Below are 17,730 nucleotides of genomic sequence, written 5' to 3' on the forward strand. Positions count from 1 at the left end.
CTATGCTAAACCTCAGGCTTAATCAGCCGGATAGCATGATCCAGCATCCGCTGCTCATCCCGTTCACTGTGGGCCCGCTGCTGACGTATACGTTTAAGCAGGTCGTAGATTTCGCCACGGCGGGTGTCATGGCCGCGCTCCGACAGCACAATGACCGCATCGCCAATGACCCGGCAGACTTCGTCATAGTCGTCATCATTCAGTGCATCACGTTTCATTGCTTATCCTCCGGCTGTAGCTTTGGCTATGGCTGTGGCAGCGCCTGAGTGCGCCTCTCTTTCCAAAGGCTAGACAGTAAATCCCTTACCCGCAAACGCAGCGCCATTAACAGCCAGAAATGATTTTTTAGCCCATTTTCCTCCGCTGGAGGAGCAGAATTCACTATCTTTGCTACGCTTTGAGGGTCTCACTCAAAACCAAGGAGCAATAAATGTCAGGAAAAATCGAAGATAAAGTAAAAGAAGCCGCTGGCGCAGTTCAGGAACAATGGGGTGCAGCAACCGGTTCATCTGAGCATCAGGCTAAAGGCGCAGCACGCCGTTACACCAACCAGGCAAGCTATGCTGCCCGCGATGCTGCTGACTGTATCAAGGATCAGGTTCAATCCAATCCTGTTGCAGGTCTGGCCGTTGCTGCAGGCGTTGGCGTATTTATCGGCTTCCTGCTGGGCCGCAAGTAATCGCGCTGAACGTCAACAGAACGGGAGCCACTGGCTTCCGTTTTTTTTTTGCCAGGCCGCCTTCCGCCGGCTGAGAAACATCTGAAAGATAAGCCTTTTCAGGCCAGAATGCGGTAAGTATCTATGCTTAGTCTGGTTTCGTCTCTTTCTGACAACATCAAGGTGACCTTATGAAAACAATTCCTGCCCTGCTGCTGGTTGCAGCGACCTTAACCTCTCTGGCGGGCTGCTCGCAGAAGAGCGACGCAATTAAAGATGATGGCCGCCCTCATGCACCAAGCGGTCAGTCGTCACCGGGCGGTACGCTGGGTTCAGGCCCGGTGGGTCAGCCACAGTCGTAATACCCTGCCCCGGCACACGTGCCGGGGTTTGTTTTATCGCATGTTTTTTAATAGATAGAAGTCATAGAATAATTCCGCTAATAATTAACCTGCTATTAGTTTTTCATAGAATTACAAGCCGTAATCATTCATTAATAAAAGTGCACATAAAACATCTTCCAAATAACAAAAAATTAAAGTTCATTTTTATTTAAACCAGAAAGCGAGTGTATTTCAAACAAAAACTCAATGACTGAAAAAAACATCCTGTCATAATGAACTTTCTCTGTAGCGTTAATCTCTAACACTCCATAATATTTCCCTGTTAATAACATTGGTAAATTCAAGAGAATTCAGACGTGAAGAAAAAAAAGATTTATCTGATAGACCGACTTTTAACGCTCTATTCTCGATTTTCCAGCAGAACAAAACCACAGGCCTTGCACGACCTGGCCCCACAAACAGTGGTGATTTACTCCACCACGGCACTGGGCGACTTTCTGATGAATACGCCGGCTATCTGGAGCCTGAAAAATCGCTTTCCCGCCAGCAAGTTTATTCTGGTTTCCAGCAAGAAAAATAAGGATCTCGTCAGCCGTTATAACTGGTTTGATAAGATCTATATCTGGGATAACAAACTGGCGAATTTCCTGCCGCTTTTTTTCAAACTGCGCCGTCAGAAACCTGACCTGTCAGTAATATTACACGCCCATTTCCCCTACGATATTATGAGCTCGGTACTGACCGGCAGTAAGGTAATTGTGCGCGATCATTACGGCCGCGAGTCGCCTCTGCTAAATAAATATCTCGATCACTATTCAGGCTATTTTGATGACCATACCATCAAGCGTAAGCTGAAACTGATTGAAGTCCTTGGCGCAGAGACAGAAGAGACCCGGATGCACCTTCCGGCACTGAACAACAGTCCGACTGCAAAGGCTGACCATCGCCGTATCGGTTTTCAGTTAGGGGCATCAAAAGATATTCGCCGCTGGCCGCTGGCCTCCTTCAGCCAGCTGGCGACAGCCTTGCTTGAACGCTGGCCTGACACGGAAATCATCGTTACCGGCACCGCCGCTGAGCAGCCTCTTGAGCAGGAATTTATTGAAAGCCTGCCCCTGCACTACCGTCAGCGTGTGACCCCGATGGCGGGTAAAACGAATCTCAGCGGCCTGATTAGCCTGATTCGCACGCTGGATGTGCTGGTTACCGGGGACACCGGTCCACTGCACATCGCCGTGGCCGCGCAGACGCCGACGGTCAGCCTGTTCTCCACCGCCAATCCGCGCTATACCGGTCCCTGCCAGGACAGCGATCGGCACATCATTATTCACCGCCCGGATAAAACCGCCTCACAGCATCCGATGGCAACGATCAAGGCCGATGAGGTCGGGCAGGCCGTGGCGAAGCTGGTGGGGTAATGAACGACCTTTCTCAATCCATCATTGCGCTGATTGAGCACCACAATCAGCCAACCGCACTGGGCTGGTTCCGGAAAGTGGATCGGGCGGGATTTCATCTGCAGCAGTTACCGCTGAATGAGGTGGATTTTGCCATTCTGATGAGTGATTTTTTTATCACTTTCGGCGTCTGTTCAGACCACTATGATGACGCCCGCTATTTTCCGGAGCCGCGCCGACGGCGCTTTGCAGTGGCAAACTGGTTTACTGCGAGCACAGCACAGCCTTACCGTCCACTGACGGTCGCCATGCTGTGTGAAGCGGCCAGACTGGGACGCTGGCCTGAAGAGGATTACTGAGTAATGGTATGGGCGAAGGCGTCGTAGACCTCGCTGCTGCTCAGCGCATTGACCTCACGTGACGCCGGTTGCAGCACCTGATAGTTAACCTGCCACGGATGCCAGCACGCCGGATCGCTGTCGCCAAACAGCGCGACGACCGGCAATCCCAGCGCCGCACCAATGTGCATTGCCCCGCCATCACTGCTCACCAGCCCCTGACACAACGACATTGCTGCAATCAACTGCGGCAGGCTGGTGGTTGCCACCGCTTTGATCGGCAGATGCGGGCAGAGAGCCATAATTTCACGCGCTTTTTCATCATCTCCCGGATGACGCGGATTATCACGGCTGCCGGGTGACCAGAGCAGCATTATCTGGCAGGGATGACGCGCCGCGATTTTTTCAGCCAGCCCGGCAAACCGCGCGGCTTCCCACTGCTGGCTCGGCTTGCGGGCGCTGATTTGCAATGCATAGACCGGAACAGCGGGATCAATCGCACAGCTGTCACGCAGGCTGGCCGCGATTGCCGCATCCGGTAGCAGCGTCAGTTTGCCTGGCGCTGTGGCGCTGAGATTGAAAGGCCGCCCCAGGCTAAACAGGGTTTCACTGATATGACACGGCGACTGGCTGGGTGGCGGCAACAGATCGGTAATCAGCGGATGGGGATGGCCCAGGGCGATCACTCTGGCAGGACGCACTGTTTTAACCCACTTCAGGCCATGCTGATCCCAGCGGCTTTTTGCCAGAATCACCACATCGTAACGCTGTTTTTTCAGGGTCAGCATCAGCTTCAGTCGCTGTAAGAGACAGGCCAGTCGTCCCTGCCCTGCCTCACGGTGATGCAGTTTGGTGTAATAGAAGAGCTGCCGGATATCGGGATTATGCTGCAACACTGGCGCAGCGTAATTGTTAGTCAGCACGTCGACCTGATGCTGCCCCGATTGCGCCAGCGCACTGATCAGCGGCGTGGTCAGTAAGGTATCGCCAATATTATCCCGACAAATAATTAAAAACCGCATGTCTGACATCCTCTGCGCAAAGGCTACGCCGTTCTGGCTGAATAAAAGTAAGACTCGCCCGGTTAACGTTCTGAAAACGGTAACGTAACGGTATAGTCAGCAAATTAGTCAGCGCAGTGTCAGATTGGTTCCATAGTTGCGATATTGTTAAAATATGAGGCCAGCACGACAGGCCAGAGACAGGCCTGAATTATTAACCGGATTATTATTTTTACGGCGTCGGCCCTGCCGGGCCAGCATGCAGAAAAGGAAAAGGCCGCCCATGGCGTAATACTGGTCAGTTAAGATTAGATTTGTAAAGGCTGTCACGGTCAAACGGGGCAGCTTTTTTTCCGGGCGAGCGAGCCGCAGTGCGGTCCAGCGCACCTCTGCTGCTGCCGGGCCGTCCTCGCGCCGCTCACGCGGTACCTTCGGCTTTGACGTCGTGCCGACGAACCGTTCGGGGATCGGCCCTCCCTGGCCGGCCCCGAACTGTCCACGCTTCCCGGCGTGGACTTCTGGCCCACCGTCACGCCTCAGCGCTGCGGATAACCCTTTCAGCAGCAGAGGCGCTCAGGCCTCCACTCTCGTGCCCTTTTTAACAATACACACTGAAGTTTCAGAGCAGGCCGGTGGCGGGCAGGGGCAGGCAATCCGCAGCGCTGAACAGAATGAGTCTGCCAGGAGAGCCCGCAGGACGCGGGCGAAAGGCGGGGCGGCACAGGATGTGCCATCCCCGGCGGTCCGTCAGGCAGGCGAATGAAGTGAAGGAACCGCGCAGCGGCGCGAGGACCGCCAGCCCCTGCCCGGCACCAGACTGCGGTATCACCTGTCGTTTAACTGACTGACATTACCGTTTAGCGGTCCTTTTTTTGGCGAATATCGTCTGTCAGGATGATTCTGCCGGTGACTGATTAACGCTGGGCTTCGCCGCCCAACGCTTCTACCAGATTGCTGATCAGTGCGGCCAGTTCGCTGGTCATCAGAATAAAATCCGCATCAAAGCGCTGTGCAAAATCTTCGCGGTCAATATCGTCGTTCTGGTCGCGCAGCGTGTCGCTGAACTTCAGGCGTTTGATTGAACCGTCATCGGCCAGCATAAACTGAATGCGCTCCTGCCAGTCAAGCGCCAGTTTGGTTACCAGCTTGCCCGCTTCGATGTGGTTGGCGATCTCATCGCACACCAAATCCTGTTTCTTGCAGCGGATAACGCCGCCATCTTCCAGCAGCGCTTTCAGCTCCGCTTCATCCATCAGGGCGAATCCGGCAGGCAGCTCGCCTGAACGTACCCATTCGGTCAGGGTCAGTTCAATCGGGCTTTCCAGCGTCAGCGGCACCACCGGCAGTGAGCCCAGGCTTTTACGCAGCAGCGCCAGGGTATCTTCCGCTTTTTTAGCGCTGGCACAGTCAACCATAATCAGGTTGTTGACCGTATCGATCCACAGGTAGGTCTGGCTGAAACGGCTGAAGGCGCGCGGCAGCAGGCTGTGCAGCACTTCATCTTTCAGCGAATCTTTTTCGGTCTTCCTGAGCTTGCGGCTCTGCTCAGATTCCAGCTTGTCGATTTTCGCTTCCAGCGCCTGTTTCACCACCGGCGAGGGCAGGATTTTCTCTTCTTTGCGGGCGCAAATCACAATCTGGCCTTTGTTTTCATGGGTCAGCGCATCGCTGCGGTTGCCCATCGGCGAGACCCAGCCGGTCTTGCTCATATCCTGACTGCCACACGGTGAAAACGTGAAGGCGTCGAGCTGCTTTTCCATCTCATCTGCGGACAGCGGAATGTCACGATTCAGACGATAAACCATCATATTTTTAAACCACAACATCGGGATTCCTTACCGTGGCGCGATCGGGCGCACAAGTCTGCGAGAGTCAGCGCGCATGATAGCGAAACATCGGAGTGGTTTCATTGCCTTTCCGGCAGACGCCTTTTACTGTATCTCTCACCTGAACGAATAACGAGGACGTAATCTTGCGCATAGGCATAGATCTGGGTGGCACCAAGACAGAAGTGATCGCATTGTCGGATAAGGGAGAGGAACTGTTCCGCCACCGGGTGAATACCCCGCGTGATGACTATCAGGCAACGGTACAGGCGATTGTCGATCTGGTCACGCTGGCGGAGCAGAAAACCGGCGAAACCGGCACGGTCGGCCTCGGTATTCCCGGCACGCTTTCGCCTTACAGTAAGCGGGTAAAAAATGCCAACTCCACCTGGCTCAACGGTCAGCCGCTGGATAAAGATCTGGCGCAGGCGCTGAACCGGGAAGTGCGTATCGCCAACGACGCCAACTGCCTGGCGGTGTCGGAAGCGATCGACGGTGCCGGTGCCGGACAGTCGCTGGTGTTTGCCGTGATCATCGGCACCGGATCGGGCGCCGGTGTGGCGATCAACGGTGAGTCGCGTATCGGGGGCAACGGCAATGCCGGTGAGTGGGGCCACAATCCGCTGCCGTGGATGGATGAGGATGAGCTGCGCTACCGTCAGGAAGTGCCCTGTTATTGCGGGCAGCAGGGCTGCATTGAGACCTTTGTTTCAGGCACCGGTTTTGGTATCGACTATCAGCGGCTGAGCGGCGTGCATCGCAAAGGTGCGGAGATCGTCTCGCTGCTGGCGCAGCAGGATCCGATCGCCGAACTGGCGATGAGCCGCTATGAGTTGCGGCTGGCTAAATCGCTGGCGCAGGTGGTGAACCTGATCGATCCCGATGTGATTGTGCTGGGCGGTGGGATGAGCAATGTGGATCGTCTCTATCAGACCGTGCCGGTGCTGATGAAGAAGTGGGTATTTGGCGGGGAGTGTGAAACGCCGGTGCTGAAGGCGCAGCATGGCGACTCCAGTGGCGTACGCGGTGCGGCGTGGCTCTGGCCGCTTAACGGCTGAGTTACCCGAGCATCCGCTGACGATTCAGCGCCGGAGAGACCCGGCGCTGAATCGTTAACCCAAGGCACTCACCCGCGCCGCTTTTATTCGCCGACCAGCATACTGTCCTGCGGCGCCCGATCGCGCTGCGCTTTGGTGGCGAGGAAGTAGAGATAGCCTGCCAGCATGATGGCGAAAAACAGCGCGCCAATCACCGGATTAAACCACAGCATCGCCAGCAGACAGACTACCGACAGCAGCAGGGCGATGCCCGGAACAATCGGATAGCCCGGCGCGCGGAAACTGCGGACCATCTCCGGCGCGCTGCGGCGCAATTTAAACAGACTTAGCATACTCATGATGTACATCACAATCGCGCCAAATACCGCCATGGTGATCATCGCCGCCGTCAGCGTCATCCCCTGCAGATTAATCACGCCATCGCTGTAAATTGCCGCGATACCCAGCACGCCGCCGAGAATAATCGCCCGATGCGGGGTCTGGAAACGCGACAGTTTGGCCAGAGAAGGCGGCAGATAGCCCGCGCGTGCCAGGGCAAAAAACTGCCGTGAATAGCCGAGAATGATGCCGTGGAAGCTGGCAATCAGGCCAAACAGTCCGATCCACACCAGCATATGCATCCAGTTAGAGTGTTCGCCGACAATCATTTTCATCGCCTGCGGCAGCGGATCGTTAATATCGGCAAGTTTGCGCCAGTCGCCCGCGCCGCCCGCCATCAGCATCACACCTATCGCCAGCACCACCAGCGTCAGAATCCCGCTGATGTAGGCGCGGGGAATGGTCCGGGTCGGATCTTTCGCCTCTTCGGCCGCCATCGCCGCGCCTTCAATGGCAAGGAAAAACCAGATGGCAAAAGGAATGGCGGCGAAAATGCCGGAGAAGGCGGGCAGTCCGAAGCTGTCACTGCCTGCCCAGCCGTGCGCGGCAAAGTTCGCCAGGCTGAAGCCGGGTGAAACCACACCCATAAACACCAGCAGTTCAATCACCGCCAGCACCGTCACAACCAGTTCAAACATCGCCGCCAGTTTTACGCCGAGAATATTCAGCGTCATAAACACCAGGTAAGCCCCGACCGCCGCAGTCTTCGGGTTCAGTTCGGGATACTGCACGTTGAGATAAGCCCCAATCGCCATGGCAATCGCCGGTGGCGCAAAGACAAACTCAATCAGCGTCGCCAGACCGGCAATCAGTCCGCCGGTTTCGCCAAAGGCGCGGCGACTATAGGCAAATGGCCCGCCTGCATGGGGGATCGCGGTGGTCAGTTCGGTGAAGCTAAAAATAAAGCAGGTATAGAGCGTGGCGATCAACGCGGTGGTGACCAGGAATCCTAGGGTGCCCGCCACAGCCCAGCCGTAACTCCAGCCAAAATATTCGCCTGAAATGACCAGGCCAACCGCAATCCCCCACAGATGCAGGGTGCCCAGAGTGGGCTTGAGTCTGTTTGTCATACTGTTATCCCCGTCGTTGTTGGCTTCGCGCGGCGTTACACCGCCATTACGCTACAGTAAGGGGATAATGCCGTTGCATTACTCGCCACGACTTGACGCGGGCGCAGTGACTTCTGTTCTCCACGGTCAACTCACAGGCAACAACCGGGCCAGCTGCACGCTGCGGTCAACTTTGTCTCTTCCGGAGTCAAGCAGCTCACCTTCCGGCAACGCATGCTGAGATAACGCAAGTGACAAGGAGCCGGACTGATGAGCGCTAAACAATATGACAACCTGACTGATTCCCAACTCACCCTGATGGCGCAGCAGGCGCTGGCCTGTTATCCCGCCGCGCTGCAGGGCCAGCTCAGCCTGCTGTGCCGCTCAGAGAACGCCACGTTTCTGCTGCAGGCGGCAGGCCGGCGTTATGCGCTGCGACTGCATCGCGGCGATTATCATCAAAAAGCCGACATCGTCAGCGAACTGCTGTGGCTCAATGCGCTGCGCGAAACCGGCATTATGGTGCCGGAAGCGGTGCCGGACAAAGAGGGCGAAACCGTGCTGACGCTGCGGCTGCCGGAGGGCGGTGAACGCTACGTGGTGCTGTTTCACTGGATCGACGGAGAGATGCCGACCACCGACGTCGATCCTCGCGCCTTTCAGCAGCTCGGCCAGATCACCGCGCGGCTGCATCAGCACAGTAAACAGTGGCAGCCGCCTGCGGGTTTCCAGCGCATCATCTGGGATCACCACACCATGACCAGCGCAGAGAGTCACTGGGGACGCTGGCAGGATGCGCCGAATCTGAATCCTGCCGATCACGGCGTGTTAGAGCTGGCGATAAGCCAGGTCGGCGCGGCGATGACGCAGTTCGGTAAAGGATCGGATCGCTATGGCCTGATCCACGCCGATCTGCGGCTGACCAATCTGCTGCTGCACAAGGGCGAAACGCGGGTGATCGATTTCGATGACTGCGGGCTAGGCTGGTATCTGCACGATCTGGCGGCGGCGATCAGTTTTGTTGAGCATCATCCGCGCGCGCCAGAGTGGATCGATCACTGGATCCGCGGCTATGAGCAGGTGTCGCATATCAGCGATGCGGAGATGGCCATGCTGCCCGCGCTGTTAATCCAGCGTCGTATCCAGCTCACCGCGTGGGTGGGATCACATGCCGAAACCGAAATGGCGCGCAGCCTGGGATCGGCGTGGGCCAGCCACTCGGTCCGCCTCTGCCGCCGCTATCTGGAAGGTGAGCAGCTGCCGGTCGGCGTCTGATGCACCAGCGGCGGGCGTCGCTGCGCCGCCGCAGTGCCCTGCGCGTAGCCCGCGCGCCGCCCGGACAGCCCGCAGGCGGCGCGTCGGGCATCAGGGACCTGGTATGGAAATTGCTCGGATAGGAGTAACGGGTGATCCACCTGAATTCTGACTGAGGCGACCATGAATCCGACACTGATAAAGCCCGATGCGTTTGCGGCCTGCTCGGCAGCGGCGGGGGCAGGCAATCACGGCGTGCTGGCAGCGGCGGCGACCGGCTTAGGCGACTTTATTCATACCCAGGGCGGCGATGTTGATCGTATCTTCGGCATCAGCGGCATCGATCCGGAGCGCCTGGCCAGTCCGACGCTCAGCCTGGGGCTGGTTAACTACTGTCGGGTGCTGGAAGAGGCGGCGCGTCACTCCGGTTTTGATAACTTCGGTTTGCACTACGGCAGGCAGTTTAAACCGCAGTCATTAGGCCTGATCGGCTACATCGGTTTGTGCTCCGCCACGCTGGAACAGGCGCTGCATAATGTGGTCAACGCGTTTCCCTGGCATCAGCACGACACCTTAACCCGGCTGGTGGATAAGGGAGAGTGCTGGCGGCTGGACTATCAGGTGCGACATGGCGCGATCCTGTCGCGCCGACAGGATGCAGAGCTGACGCTGGGGATGTTTATGAATCTGATCCGCCACGTGGCAGGCAGACACTGGGCACCGCGCGAAGTCCACTTTGAACATCCGCGTCCCGGCCAGTGGCACGATCACTGCAAAGTGTTTGATGCGCCGGTCTGGTTCGATCAGCCGTTTAATTCACTGGTGATCCCCAAGCGCGATCTGCTGCGCGCCATGCCGGAGAGCGATCCGATCCTGTTAATAGTGATGCAGGATGCGATCCGGCGGCTTAACCGTGGGACGTCGCAGCAGAGCATGATTGAGCAGGCGCGTTCGCAGGTTAATTTATCGCTGATGCAGGGTGAGCCGGTGCTGGAAGAGGTGGCGGATAAGCTCGGACTTTCGAGCTGGTCACTGCAGCGGCGGCTGCGCGAAGAGGGCAGCAGCTTTACCGCGCTGGTCGATCAGGTGCGCTGCGAAATGGCGACATACTATCTGCAGCAGAAGCAGCTGCCCATCTCTGAGATGGCGCTGCTGCTGGGCTACTCGGAAGTCAGCGCGTTTTCACGCGCCTTTCGTCGCTGGTTTGGCATCAGTCCGCGCCAGTGGCGTCAGGAAGGTCTGGCCAGCTAACCGCGCGGCGCAAAGCCGAACCACGCCGGTTGTCCAGGCTCCGGCGGCGGCGGCAGATCGCGGGTCTGCGCGACCAGCTGCCAGGCGCGCAGGCAGAGCGCTTCATCACCCTGCGTCTGGGTCACCGCATAATGTCTGCTGTGTGGTTGCCACTCCATCCGTACCAGACATTGCTGACCGGCGTAACGCGCCGCATCGCTGAACTGCCGGTTCAGTACTGGCTGCATTTGATTAGTCCAGTGACAGGATTGGCTGTCTGGATCTTTCGACGGCTGACAGAGGTTTGCCACGCTATCCCGTTGCTTTGTCACAGGTTGCTGACAGGCGCTGAGCGACATTGCAATAATCACCCCCGGCAACATTCTCATCGTTATATTAATTAAATTCATTTAACTGGCCAACTTTCCTTAAAGATCTTCCGGTCTGCTGCCGACAGTCTACAGACCGGCATCATGAATGCTATGGCATTACTCCGACTGTCGTCAGAACCAGAATTTACCGCCCTGGCGCGGGTTACATCTCTTTCACTTCATGGATTAGAAATGCAGAAAAAATATGCCTTTGCGGCACTCTCCCTGTTAACGGCCTCGCTCATCAGCGGCTGCGCCACTGAATCTTCCCGCGCTATTCAGGCCCCCCAGGTTCGCGCGGCCAGCCAGCCGGTTTATCAGGGCGTGCGCAGCCCGATTGCGGTGGGTCAGTTCGATAACCGCTCCTCCTATATGAACGGCATTTTCTCTGATGGTGTCGATCGGCTGGGCAATCAGTCAAAAACCATTCTGATTACCCATCTGCAGCAGACCAACCGGTTCAGCGTGCTGGATCGCAGCAACCTGAAAGAGCTGCAGCAGGAGTCGGACTTCAAACGCAGCCAGCAGAATATCAAAGGCGCGAACTTCATCATCACCGGTGATATCACCGAGTTTGGCCGCAAAGAAGTGGGCGATCAGCAGCTGTGGGGCATTCTGGGCCGCGGCAAAACGCAGATCGCCTATGCCAAAGTGAATCTGAACGTAGTGGATGTCACCACCTCAGAGGTGGTCTACAGCACCCAGGGCGCGGGCGAGTATCAGCTCTCCGCACGTGAGGTCATCGGCTTTGGTGGCACCAGCAGCTATGACTCAACGCTGAACGGCAAAGTGATGGATCTGGCGATTCGCGAAGCGGTCGATCATTTAGTGGATGGAATCAACAACGGCGCATGGCGTCCGGCTAAATAAGGAAGCAGTAAATGAAGATGATGACACTGAGCAGCCTGCTGATTGCAGCGGCGTTGCTGGCAGGCTGTGCGCCAAAAGCGCCGAAAACGATCTATTACTGGGGCGATTATCAGCAGCAGGTTTACAGTTACTATCAGCCGGGCAGCGATCCGCTGAAGCAGATCGATGCGCTGAATCTGGACATTGAAAAAGCCCGTGCCGTTAACCAGCCGGTTGCGCCTGGCCTGCACGCCCAGCTTGGTCTGCTCTATGCCAAAACCGGCGATACCAATAAAGCCTTTGGTCAGTTTGCCACCGAGAAGCAGCTGTTTCCCGAATCGGCACCTTACATGGATTTTCTGATGAGTAAAAAACAAGGAGTGGTACGGTGAAAAAACTGATTGCCCTCGGCGGCGTGCTGATGATGCTGCTGCTGACCGGTTGTGCGACGAAAAAACCGTATGACTACAGTGCGTTCCGTGCCAGCAAGCCCGCCTCGATTCTGGTGCTGCCGGCCGATAACACCTCGCCGGATATCAATGCCGCGCACAGTCTGACCTCGCTGGTGACGCGCCCGCTGGCCGAAGCCGGTTACTACGTCTTCCCGGTGGCAGTGGTTGAAGAGACCTTTCAGCAGAATGGCCTGACCAGTGCCAGTGACGCCCAGGCCGTCAGCGCGAAGCGTCTGAATGAGATTTTCCACGCCGACAGCGCGCTCTATATCTCGATCAGCGAATATGGCAGCAGCTATCGGGTCATTGACAGCGTGACGATCGTAACCGCCAAAGCACGGCTGGTGGATCTGCGCAGCGGCAAAGAGATCTGGCAGGGTAAGGCCAGTGCCAGCGACAGTGAAGATGGCAACAACAACAACGGTGGACTGGTCGGCATGCTGGTCAGTGCGGCGATCAAACAGATTGCCAGCAACGTGACTGATAAAGCGCACACCGTGGCCGGACTGACCAGCAATCGTCTACTGGCACAGAACGAGCAGGGCGGGTTACTCACCGGCCCTCGCTACAAGCTCGTCAGCGCCCGCTGATTGCACGTAAACGGGCGCTGCGGCGCCCGTTATCCCTGCGGCAGTTCCAGCTGGCTGTAACCCAGCCCATTCATCTTGCGTACTTTAATCTGTACCGGAATACGCTCCTTCATCGCTTCCACGTGACTGATGACCCCAATGGTTTTGCCGCTGGCGTTGAGTGCATCGAGTGCGTCCAGCGCGGTGTCGAGCGTCTGCGCATCCAGCGTGCCAAATCCCTCATCCAGAAACAGCGATTCGATGCGCGTTTTGTGGCTGACCAGATCCGATAACGCCAGCGCCAGCGCCAGACTCACCAGGAAGCTCTCGCCACCCGACAGCGTGCGGGTATCGCGCGCCGCATCGGCTTGCCAGGTATCGACCACATCCAGCTCCAGCAGATCCTGCGCCCGTCGCTGCAGCAGATAGCGGCCATGCAGCCGATCGAGCTGACGGTTAGCCAGGGCCACCAGGTGATCCAGCGTTAAGCCCTGGGCGAAGCGCCGGAATTTATCGCCGCTGGCGGAGCCAATCAGATCGTTGAGCAGGCTCCACTGCGCCAGCGTCACACCATCCTGTTCAATCTGTGTCATCAGGCTCTGCTGGCGCACACGAAGGCTGGCATCGCTCTGCAGCTGCTGCTGAATCTGACCCTGCTGGCTGGCGTTGTCGCGCAGTGCCAGCCGTAACTGCTCCAGCTGTTGCGCCAGCGCCTCGGCGGATTCCGGCATCGCAGCGGGTTTCGTCTGCTGATGGAGACTGAGCCGCTGACGCAGATCCGCCAGTCGCGCCTGCTGCTGCTGGCATTGCTGATCGAGCTGCTGCAACTGCTGACGCAGTTGCAATGCGGTCTGCTCATCCAGCAGCGCCGCGCGCAGGCTGGCTTCATCCGCGAATCCGGCGCTCTCGAGTGCCTGCTGCAGCGCGCTTTCCGCCTCTGCCAGTTTGCTATTGAGAGTCTGCCGCTGATTTTCCAGTCCCGAAAGCTCACCCTGCAGGCGACTGACCTCGGCCTGCGCCTGTTGCAGGGCAGTGAGCTGCTGTGCCAGTTGTTCATCAGCCTGCTGAACGCGGGCCTGTATCTGCTGGCGGGCGTGGGTGACCTCGCGGTCGCCAAACAGCGCCTGACGGGCACGGCGCATCTCGCTGAGCTGCGTCTCGCGCTGGTTTTGCTGCTGCTGACGAGTGGTGAGCTGCTGCTGCTCCAGTTCTGCCTGCTGTTGCAGGGCAGTGAGCTGGGTTTCCCCCTTTAACAGCTGCGGTTGCAGGTTTGCTAGCAACCGCTCACTTTCCTGCCAGCGCTCCCAGCGCCGCTGCTGTTCTGTCAGCCACGCATCGCGATGGGCGGCGTCGGGCAGGGCAAGGTTGTGTGCACTGAACTGCTGCTCCAGACGACTCTGCAATTGCGCCATGGCCTGCTGTTCCTGCTGCTGACGCTGTTGCAGCGCATCCAGCGCCTGTTGCAGGCTGGACAGCGACTGCTGCGCCAGCTGTTCTGCCTGCAAATGCTGCTGCCAGGCCTGTGACTGCTGAAGATTGTAATCCTTTGCGGCCTGACGCGCCTGTTCGGCGGCTTCCTGCGCCTGTCGCTGTTGCTCAAGCTGGCTTTCACGTTCGCTTTGCTGCTGCTCCCACGCGGTTAAGGCATCTCGATCGGCGAGCGGGAAGGTAAGTGCCAGCTCACCGCTCAGCGCCTGCCATTGCTGCTCAAGCCGATCGAGCTGTTGCTGCATCTCCGCGATCTCATCGCGCAGGGTCTGCTGCTGCACGGCTGACTGTTTCAGCTGTTCGCTTTTTGTCGTGCCCGCTTCGCGCAATGCCTCGGTTTGTTGCTGCAGTGCAGCCCGGCGCTGCTGGTTAGCACTTACTTCCAGCGTGCTGTAGGCCTCAACGGCGGGATGCGTGCAGGAGCCGCACAGCGGACAGGGCTGATCGGCGACGAGCCGGGCGCGGTAATCGCTGAGATCGACAATCTGCTGCTCCAGCGCGCAGATTTTTTCGACATCATCCAGCTGCTGTTTTTCGCGTTTCCACGTTTCGCGCAGGGCCTGGAGTTCCGCTTCACTCTGCTGATGCGCTTTTGCGAGCGCGATAAGCCGCTGCTGGCGCTGGCCCAGCTGCTGGTGCAGCGGCTGCCACTGGGTTGAAAGCAGCAGCAGTTGCTGACGAGCCGGACGGCTGTTCTGCAACTGGCTTAATGCCTGACGCAGTGCGGCAGGCGGATGCTGTTCCTGTAGCGAAGTTAGTACTTGCTCCGCCTGCGAGAGCGCCTGGCGGGCCTGTTGCTCCGCCTGCTGGCGCGGGAGCGCCTGTTCTGCCTGCTGCTGCTGTTCCGCCTGCTGGGCAGCGATCTGTCGCTGCTGCTGCTCGCGCTGTTGCGCCAGTCCGGCCAGGGTCGCTTCACGCTGCGCCAGCAGGGCAAAGTTCTCCTGCCACACCGGCAGCGAAGCGCCCCATTGGGCGAGATCGGCAAGCTGCTGGCGTAACTGATGCTGTTCGGCAATCGCCTGCTGCCATGTCTCAACCTGGCGCTTCTGCTCTGCCAGGCTGGCCTGTGTCTGATCAGCATGCTGCTGCTGTCGGGCATTTTCCTGCTGCTGCTCCGCAAGCTGCTGCTGCAGTGCGCTGATCCGCTGATCCAGCGGCAGCACCTGTTCTGTCAGCAGACTTTCCTGCTGCTGCTGTTCCTGCAGCGCCTGCTGGCGGGCACTCTGGGTCGTCGCGTAGTGCTGTTGATGCTGCTGCTGTTGGCTCTGCGCCTGCTGCTGCGCCGACGTGAGTTGCTGACAGCGGCTCACGACCTGCTGCTGTTCGGTGCGTAACGCGTCGCGCTGCTGCAGTTTTACCCGCAGCTTTTCAGCCGGTTCGCTGCGTGCAAGACGCTGACGATCGGCCTCTGCCGCCTGGGATGCAGCCTGGGCCTGCTGCAGCGCGACGTCAGCCTGCGCATCTTCCTGCTGTAACTGCTGCGCCTGCTGTTGCCACTGCTGCTGTTGCTGCGCCTGCTGATAGTGCGCGCTGAGCTGCTGTTCCGCATCGGTCAGATCGGTGAGCTGCTGTTGCAGCGCGGCGCGTGCGTCGCTATCCAGCAGCGCCATCGCTCCCGCCTGGCTGCGCAGCAGATCCAGCTGGGTTTTTGCCTCTTTGTGGCGCTCGTAGATGGCGGCGGAAATCAGACCGTAAATTTCGGTGCCGGTCAGCTCCTCAAGCAGTTCCGCGCGCTCACTGGCTTTGGCATTGAGAAAGGCGGCGAACTGGCCTTGTGACAGCATCATCGAGCGGGTAAACCTTTCGAAATCGAGCCCGGAGAGGGTTTCGATCAGCTTCAGCTTGTCACCGACTTTATCGGCAACAATAGTGTTGTCAGCGCAGCGTGCCAGCTCAACGCGCGGTGCCTGTAGCTTGCCGTCGGCAGTGCCGCGCGCGCGGTTCTGGCTCCAGAAGGCGCGCCAGGCTTCTCCTTTGATCTCAAACTCCACCTCGGCCAGACATTCGGCGCAGTCGCGAGTCATCAGCGCATTCTGGCTCTGGGAAATCGCGCCCAGGCGCGGTGTCTGGTGATAGAGCGCCAGGCAGATGGCATCCAGCAGGGTGGTTTTACCGGCGCCGGTGGCACCGGTAATGGCGAACAGGCCGTTGCTGGCAAAAGGTTCGGCGCGGAAGTCGATGAACCATTCACCGCGCAGGGCATTGAGGTTTTTGAACCGTAGCGTGAGGATCTTCATTGGGTCTCTTCCATGGCGGCCAGCGTCTGGCGGAACAGGGTGGTCATCTCGGCGATTTGCGCCGGTTGCAGCTCCTCATCCAGCGCCAGCCGGCGGGCAAAGACCTCCTCCACCTTCAGCTCACTCAGGGTTTCGTTGTCGAGCCGCGCCAGGCTCTGTTGCCGCTGTTCACGGCTGCGGCGGAGCAACAGGACTTCGACCGGCAGCGTGGCGGTCAGGGTTTCTACCTGACGCTGCAGATCGCTGAGATACTCCTGGGTGGTGACTTCGATGTCGAGCCAGGTCGGCTTCTCCTGCTCTGCCGTGCTGAAGGCATTTAACTGCTCTGCAATCTGCGCCAGCGATCCTTTCAGCACCTGCATCGGCTGCGCCTGTGGCACCACCAGCGGCGTGACTGATTGCAGGCCGCTGGTGGTGAGCTCCAGCAGGAAGACGCTTTTTTCTGTGCCCAGCTCATCAAAACTCAGCGGAATTGGCGAGCCGCTGTAGCGGATATGTTCGCTGCCCGCGACGCGCTGGGCGCGATGAATATGCCCCAGTGCGATATAGTCAGCCGCGGGAAACGCGCTGGCCGGGAAGGCATCCAGCGTCCCGATATAGATGTCGCGCACCGAATCGCTCTGGCTGACGCCGACGGTGGTGAGATGGCCGGTGGCGATAATCGGCAGTGCATGGCCCAGCGCCTGGGCGGCAGTGAAACGCTGCTGATAGTGGTGGGCGATCGCTTCCAGCAGCGAGGTCTGCTTGTCGCGTCCCGACTGACCCGCCCGGCTGCGCAGGATATCGCGCGGCCGCAGATAGGGAATCGCACACAGCAGCGCGCCCGGCTCGCCCTGGCGGGTGTTGAGCAGCAGCAAATCATCCTTCTCCTGCGGGGTGGCGATCACCCGGGTATTGAGGCAGGCGAGCAGCTCACGCGACTCATTCAGCGTGGCAACGGAATCGTGGTTTCCCGCCAGCACAATCAACTGACAGCCGCTGGGCTGCAGCGCCACCACAAAGCGGTTGAACATTTCGCGGGCGTAGCTGGGCGGTGTACCGGTATCAAACAGATCGCCTGCGATGATCAACGCATCCACCTGATGCTGTTCAATCTGGATCAACAGCCAGTCGAGAAATGCCTGATGTTCGGCTGCCCGACTTTTGTTGTAGAAGAACTGCCCCAGATGCCAGTCCGCAGTATGAATGATGCGCATGATGAGTCCCTGCCGTTGTGATTCGCCCGGCGATT

Annotated in this window: 17 protein-coding genes; 10 read left to right on the forward strand and 7 right to left on the reverse strand. The window is 58.3% G+C overall.

Features of this window, described 5'->3' with window-relative positions; genetic code table 11:
- Positions 1–5 precede the first annotated feature (5 nt).
- Positions 6–218, reverse strand: coding sequence for a DUF2767 family protein (locus LC417_RS05485; protein WP_010246232.1), 213 nt, complete (start codon positions 216–218; stop codon positions 6–8).
- A 212-nt stretch (positions 219–430) separates the two neighbouring features.
- On the opposite strand from LC417_RS05485, the gene LC417_RS05490 reads away from it, so the two are divergent.
- The 4 genes from LC417_RS05490 to LC417_RS05505 all read left to right on the forward strand — a co-directional run bounded on the left by LC417_RS05490 (position 431) and on the right by LC417_RS05505 (position 2,758).
- Entirely contained in the window at positions 431–679 is a 249-nt protein-coding gene (locus tag LC417_RS05490) for a YqjD family protein (protein ID WP_010246235.1), read from the forward strand.
- A gap of 170 nt (positions 680–849) precedes the next feature.
- Positions 850–1,020: a hypothetical protein gene (locus tag LC417_RS05495; RefSeq protein ID WP_010246238.1), complete on the forward strand. Its 171-nt coding sequence runs from the start codon at positions 850–852 to the stop codon at positions 1,018–1,020.
- A 338-nt stretch (positions 1,021–1,358) separates the two neighbouring features.
- Positions 1,359–2,420 carry a glycosyltransferase family 9 protein gene (locus tag LC417_RS05500; RefSeq protein WP_223565588.1) on the forward strand — a complete coding sequence of 354 codons (1,062 nt, stop codon included), beginning with the start codon at positions 1,359–1,361 and terminating at the stop codon, positions 2,418–2,420.
- A complete protein-coding gene (locus tag LC417_RS05505; RefSeq protein ID WP_223565589.1) occupies positions 2,420–2,758 on the forward strand; it encodes a DUF1493 family protein in 339 nt (112 codons plus the stop codon). The genes LC417_RS05500 and LC417_RS05505 overlap by 1 nt, the downstream gene beginning before the upstream one ends.
- On the opposite strand, the gene LC417_RS05510 is transcribed toward LC417_RS05505, so the two are convergent.
- Both LC417_RS05510 and rdgC read right to left on the reverse strand, forming a co-directional pair.
- Entirely contained in the window at positions 2,752–3,759 is a 1,008-nt protein-coding gene (locus LC417_RS05510) for a glycosyltransferase family 9 protein (RefSeq protein WP_158131796.1), read from the reverse strand. The genes LC417_RS05505 and LC417_RS05510 overlap by 7 nt on opposite strands.
- 893 nt (positions 3,760–4,652) lie before the next feature.
- Positions 4,653–5,564, reverse strand: a complete 912-nt coding sequence (gene rdgC / locus LC417_RS05515) for a recombination-associated protein RdgC (RefSeq protein WP_223565590.1) — start codon at positions 5,562–5,564, stop codon at positions 4,653–4,655.
- A 146-nt stretch (positions 5,565–5,710) separates the two neighbouring features.
- Between rdgC and mak the strand changes: the two genes are divergently transcribed.
- Positions 5,711–6,622 carry a fructokinase gene (gene mak, locus LC417_RS05520; protein ID WP_010255298.1) on the forward strand — a complete coding sequence of 304 codons (912 nt, stop codon included), beginning with the start codon at positions 5,711–5,713 and terminating at the stop codon, positions 6,620–6,622.
- A gap of 83 nt (positions 6,623–6,705) precedes the next feature.
- Here the strand turns inward: mak and eat are convergent, their stop codons facing one another.
- Positions 6,706–8,070 (reverse strand): ethanolamine permease, encoded by a 1,365-nt coding sequence (gene eat, locus LC417_RS05525; RefSeq protein WP_033766618.1) that lies wholly within the window; start codon positions 8,068–8,070, stop codon positions 6,706–6,708.
- 249 nt (positions 8,071–8,319) lie between these two features.
- Between eat and LC417_RS05530 the strand changes: the two genes are divergently transcribed.
- Together LC417_RS05530 and LC417_RS05535 are read left to right on the forward strand one after the other, a co-directional pair.
- Complete coding sequence (locus tag LC417_RS05530) at positions 8,320–9,324, forward strand: phosphotransferase enzyme family protein (protein WP_223565591.1); 1,005 nt, start codon at positions 8,320–8,322, stop codon at positions 9,322–9,324.
- Between the two features lie 162 nt (positions 9,325–9,486).
- On the forward strand, positions 9,487–10,554 hold the full coding sequence (locus tag LC417_RS05535; protein ID WP_157351619.1) for an AraC family transcriptional regulator: 1,068 nt from the start codon (positions 9,487–9,489) through the stop codon (positions 10,552–10,554).
- Here the strand turns inward: LC417_RS05535 and LC417_RS05540 are convergent.
- Positions 10,551–10,781, reverse strand: a complete 231-nt coding sequence (locus LC417_RS05540; protein ID WP_010255303.1) for a cell envelope integrity TolA C-terminal domain-containing protein — start codon at positions 10,779–10,781, stop codon at positions 10,551–10,553. The two genes, LC417_RS05535 and LC417_RS05540, sit on opposite strands and share 4 nt — an antisense overlap.
- Positions 10,782–11,096: 315 nt before the next feature.
- Between LC417_RS05540 and LC417_RS05545 the strand changes: the two genes are divergently transcribed.
- From LC417_RS05545 to LC417_RS05555, 3 genes are read left to right on the forward strand one after another with little or no spacing between them, the layout of a single operon-like run.
- A complete protein-coding gene (locus LC417_RS05545) occupies positions 11,097–11,774 on the forward strand; it encodes a CsgG/HfaB family protein (RefSeq protein ID WP_033756751.1) in 678 nt (225 codons plus the stop codon).
- Positions 11,775–11,785: 11 nt separating this feature from the next.
- The gene (locus tag LC417_RS05550) at positions 11,786–12,145 is read left to right on the forward strand and encodes a DUF4810 domain-containing protein (protein WP_033766621.1); all 360 of its coding nucleotides are present in this window, start codon (positions 11,786–11,788) and stop codon (positions 12,143–12,145) included.
- The gene (locus LC417_RS05555; RefSeq protein WP_031593975.1) at positions 12,142–12,795 is read left to right on the forward strand and encodes a DUF799 domain-containing protein; all 654 of its coding nucleotides are present in this window, start codon (positions 12,142–12,144) and stop codon (positions 12,793–12,795) included. The genes LC417_RS05550 and LC417_RS05555 overlap by 4 nt, the downstream gene beginning before the upstream one ends.
- Before the next feature lie 29 nt (positions 12,796–12,824).
- On the opposite strand, the gene LC417_RS05560 is transcribed toward LC417_RS05555, so the two are convergent.
- Together LC417_RS05560 and sbcD are read right to left on the reverse strand one after the other, a co-directional pair.
- Positions 12,825–16,499: an AAA family ATPase gene (locus tag LC417_RS05560; protein WP_223565592.1), complete on the reverse strand. Its 3,675-nt coding sequence runs from the start codon at positions 16,497–16,499 to the stop codon at positions 12,825–12,827.
- Entirely contained in the window at positions 16,496–17,695 is a 1,200-nt protein-coding gene (sbcD, locus tag LC417_RS05565; RefSeq protein ID WP_223565593.1) for an exonuclease subunit SbcD, read from the reverse strand. The genes LC417_RS05560 and sbcD overlap by 4 nt, the downstream gene beginning before the upstream one ends.
- Between the last annotated feature and the right edge of the window lie 35 nt (positions 17,696–17,730).

This window comes from Pantoea sp. OVA07A, assembly GCF_019969975.1.
GTDB classification, from domain to species: Bacteria; Pseudomonadota; Gammaproteobacteria; order Enterobacterales; family Enterobacteriaceae; genus Pantoea; species Pantoea agglomerans.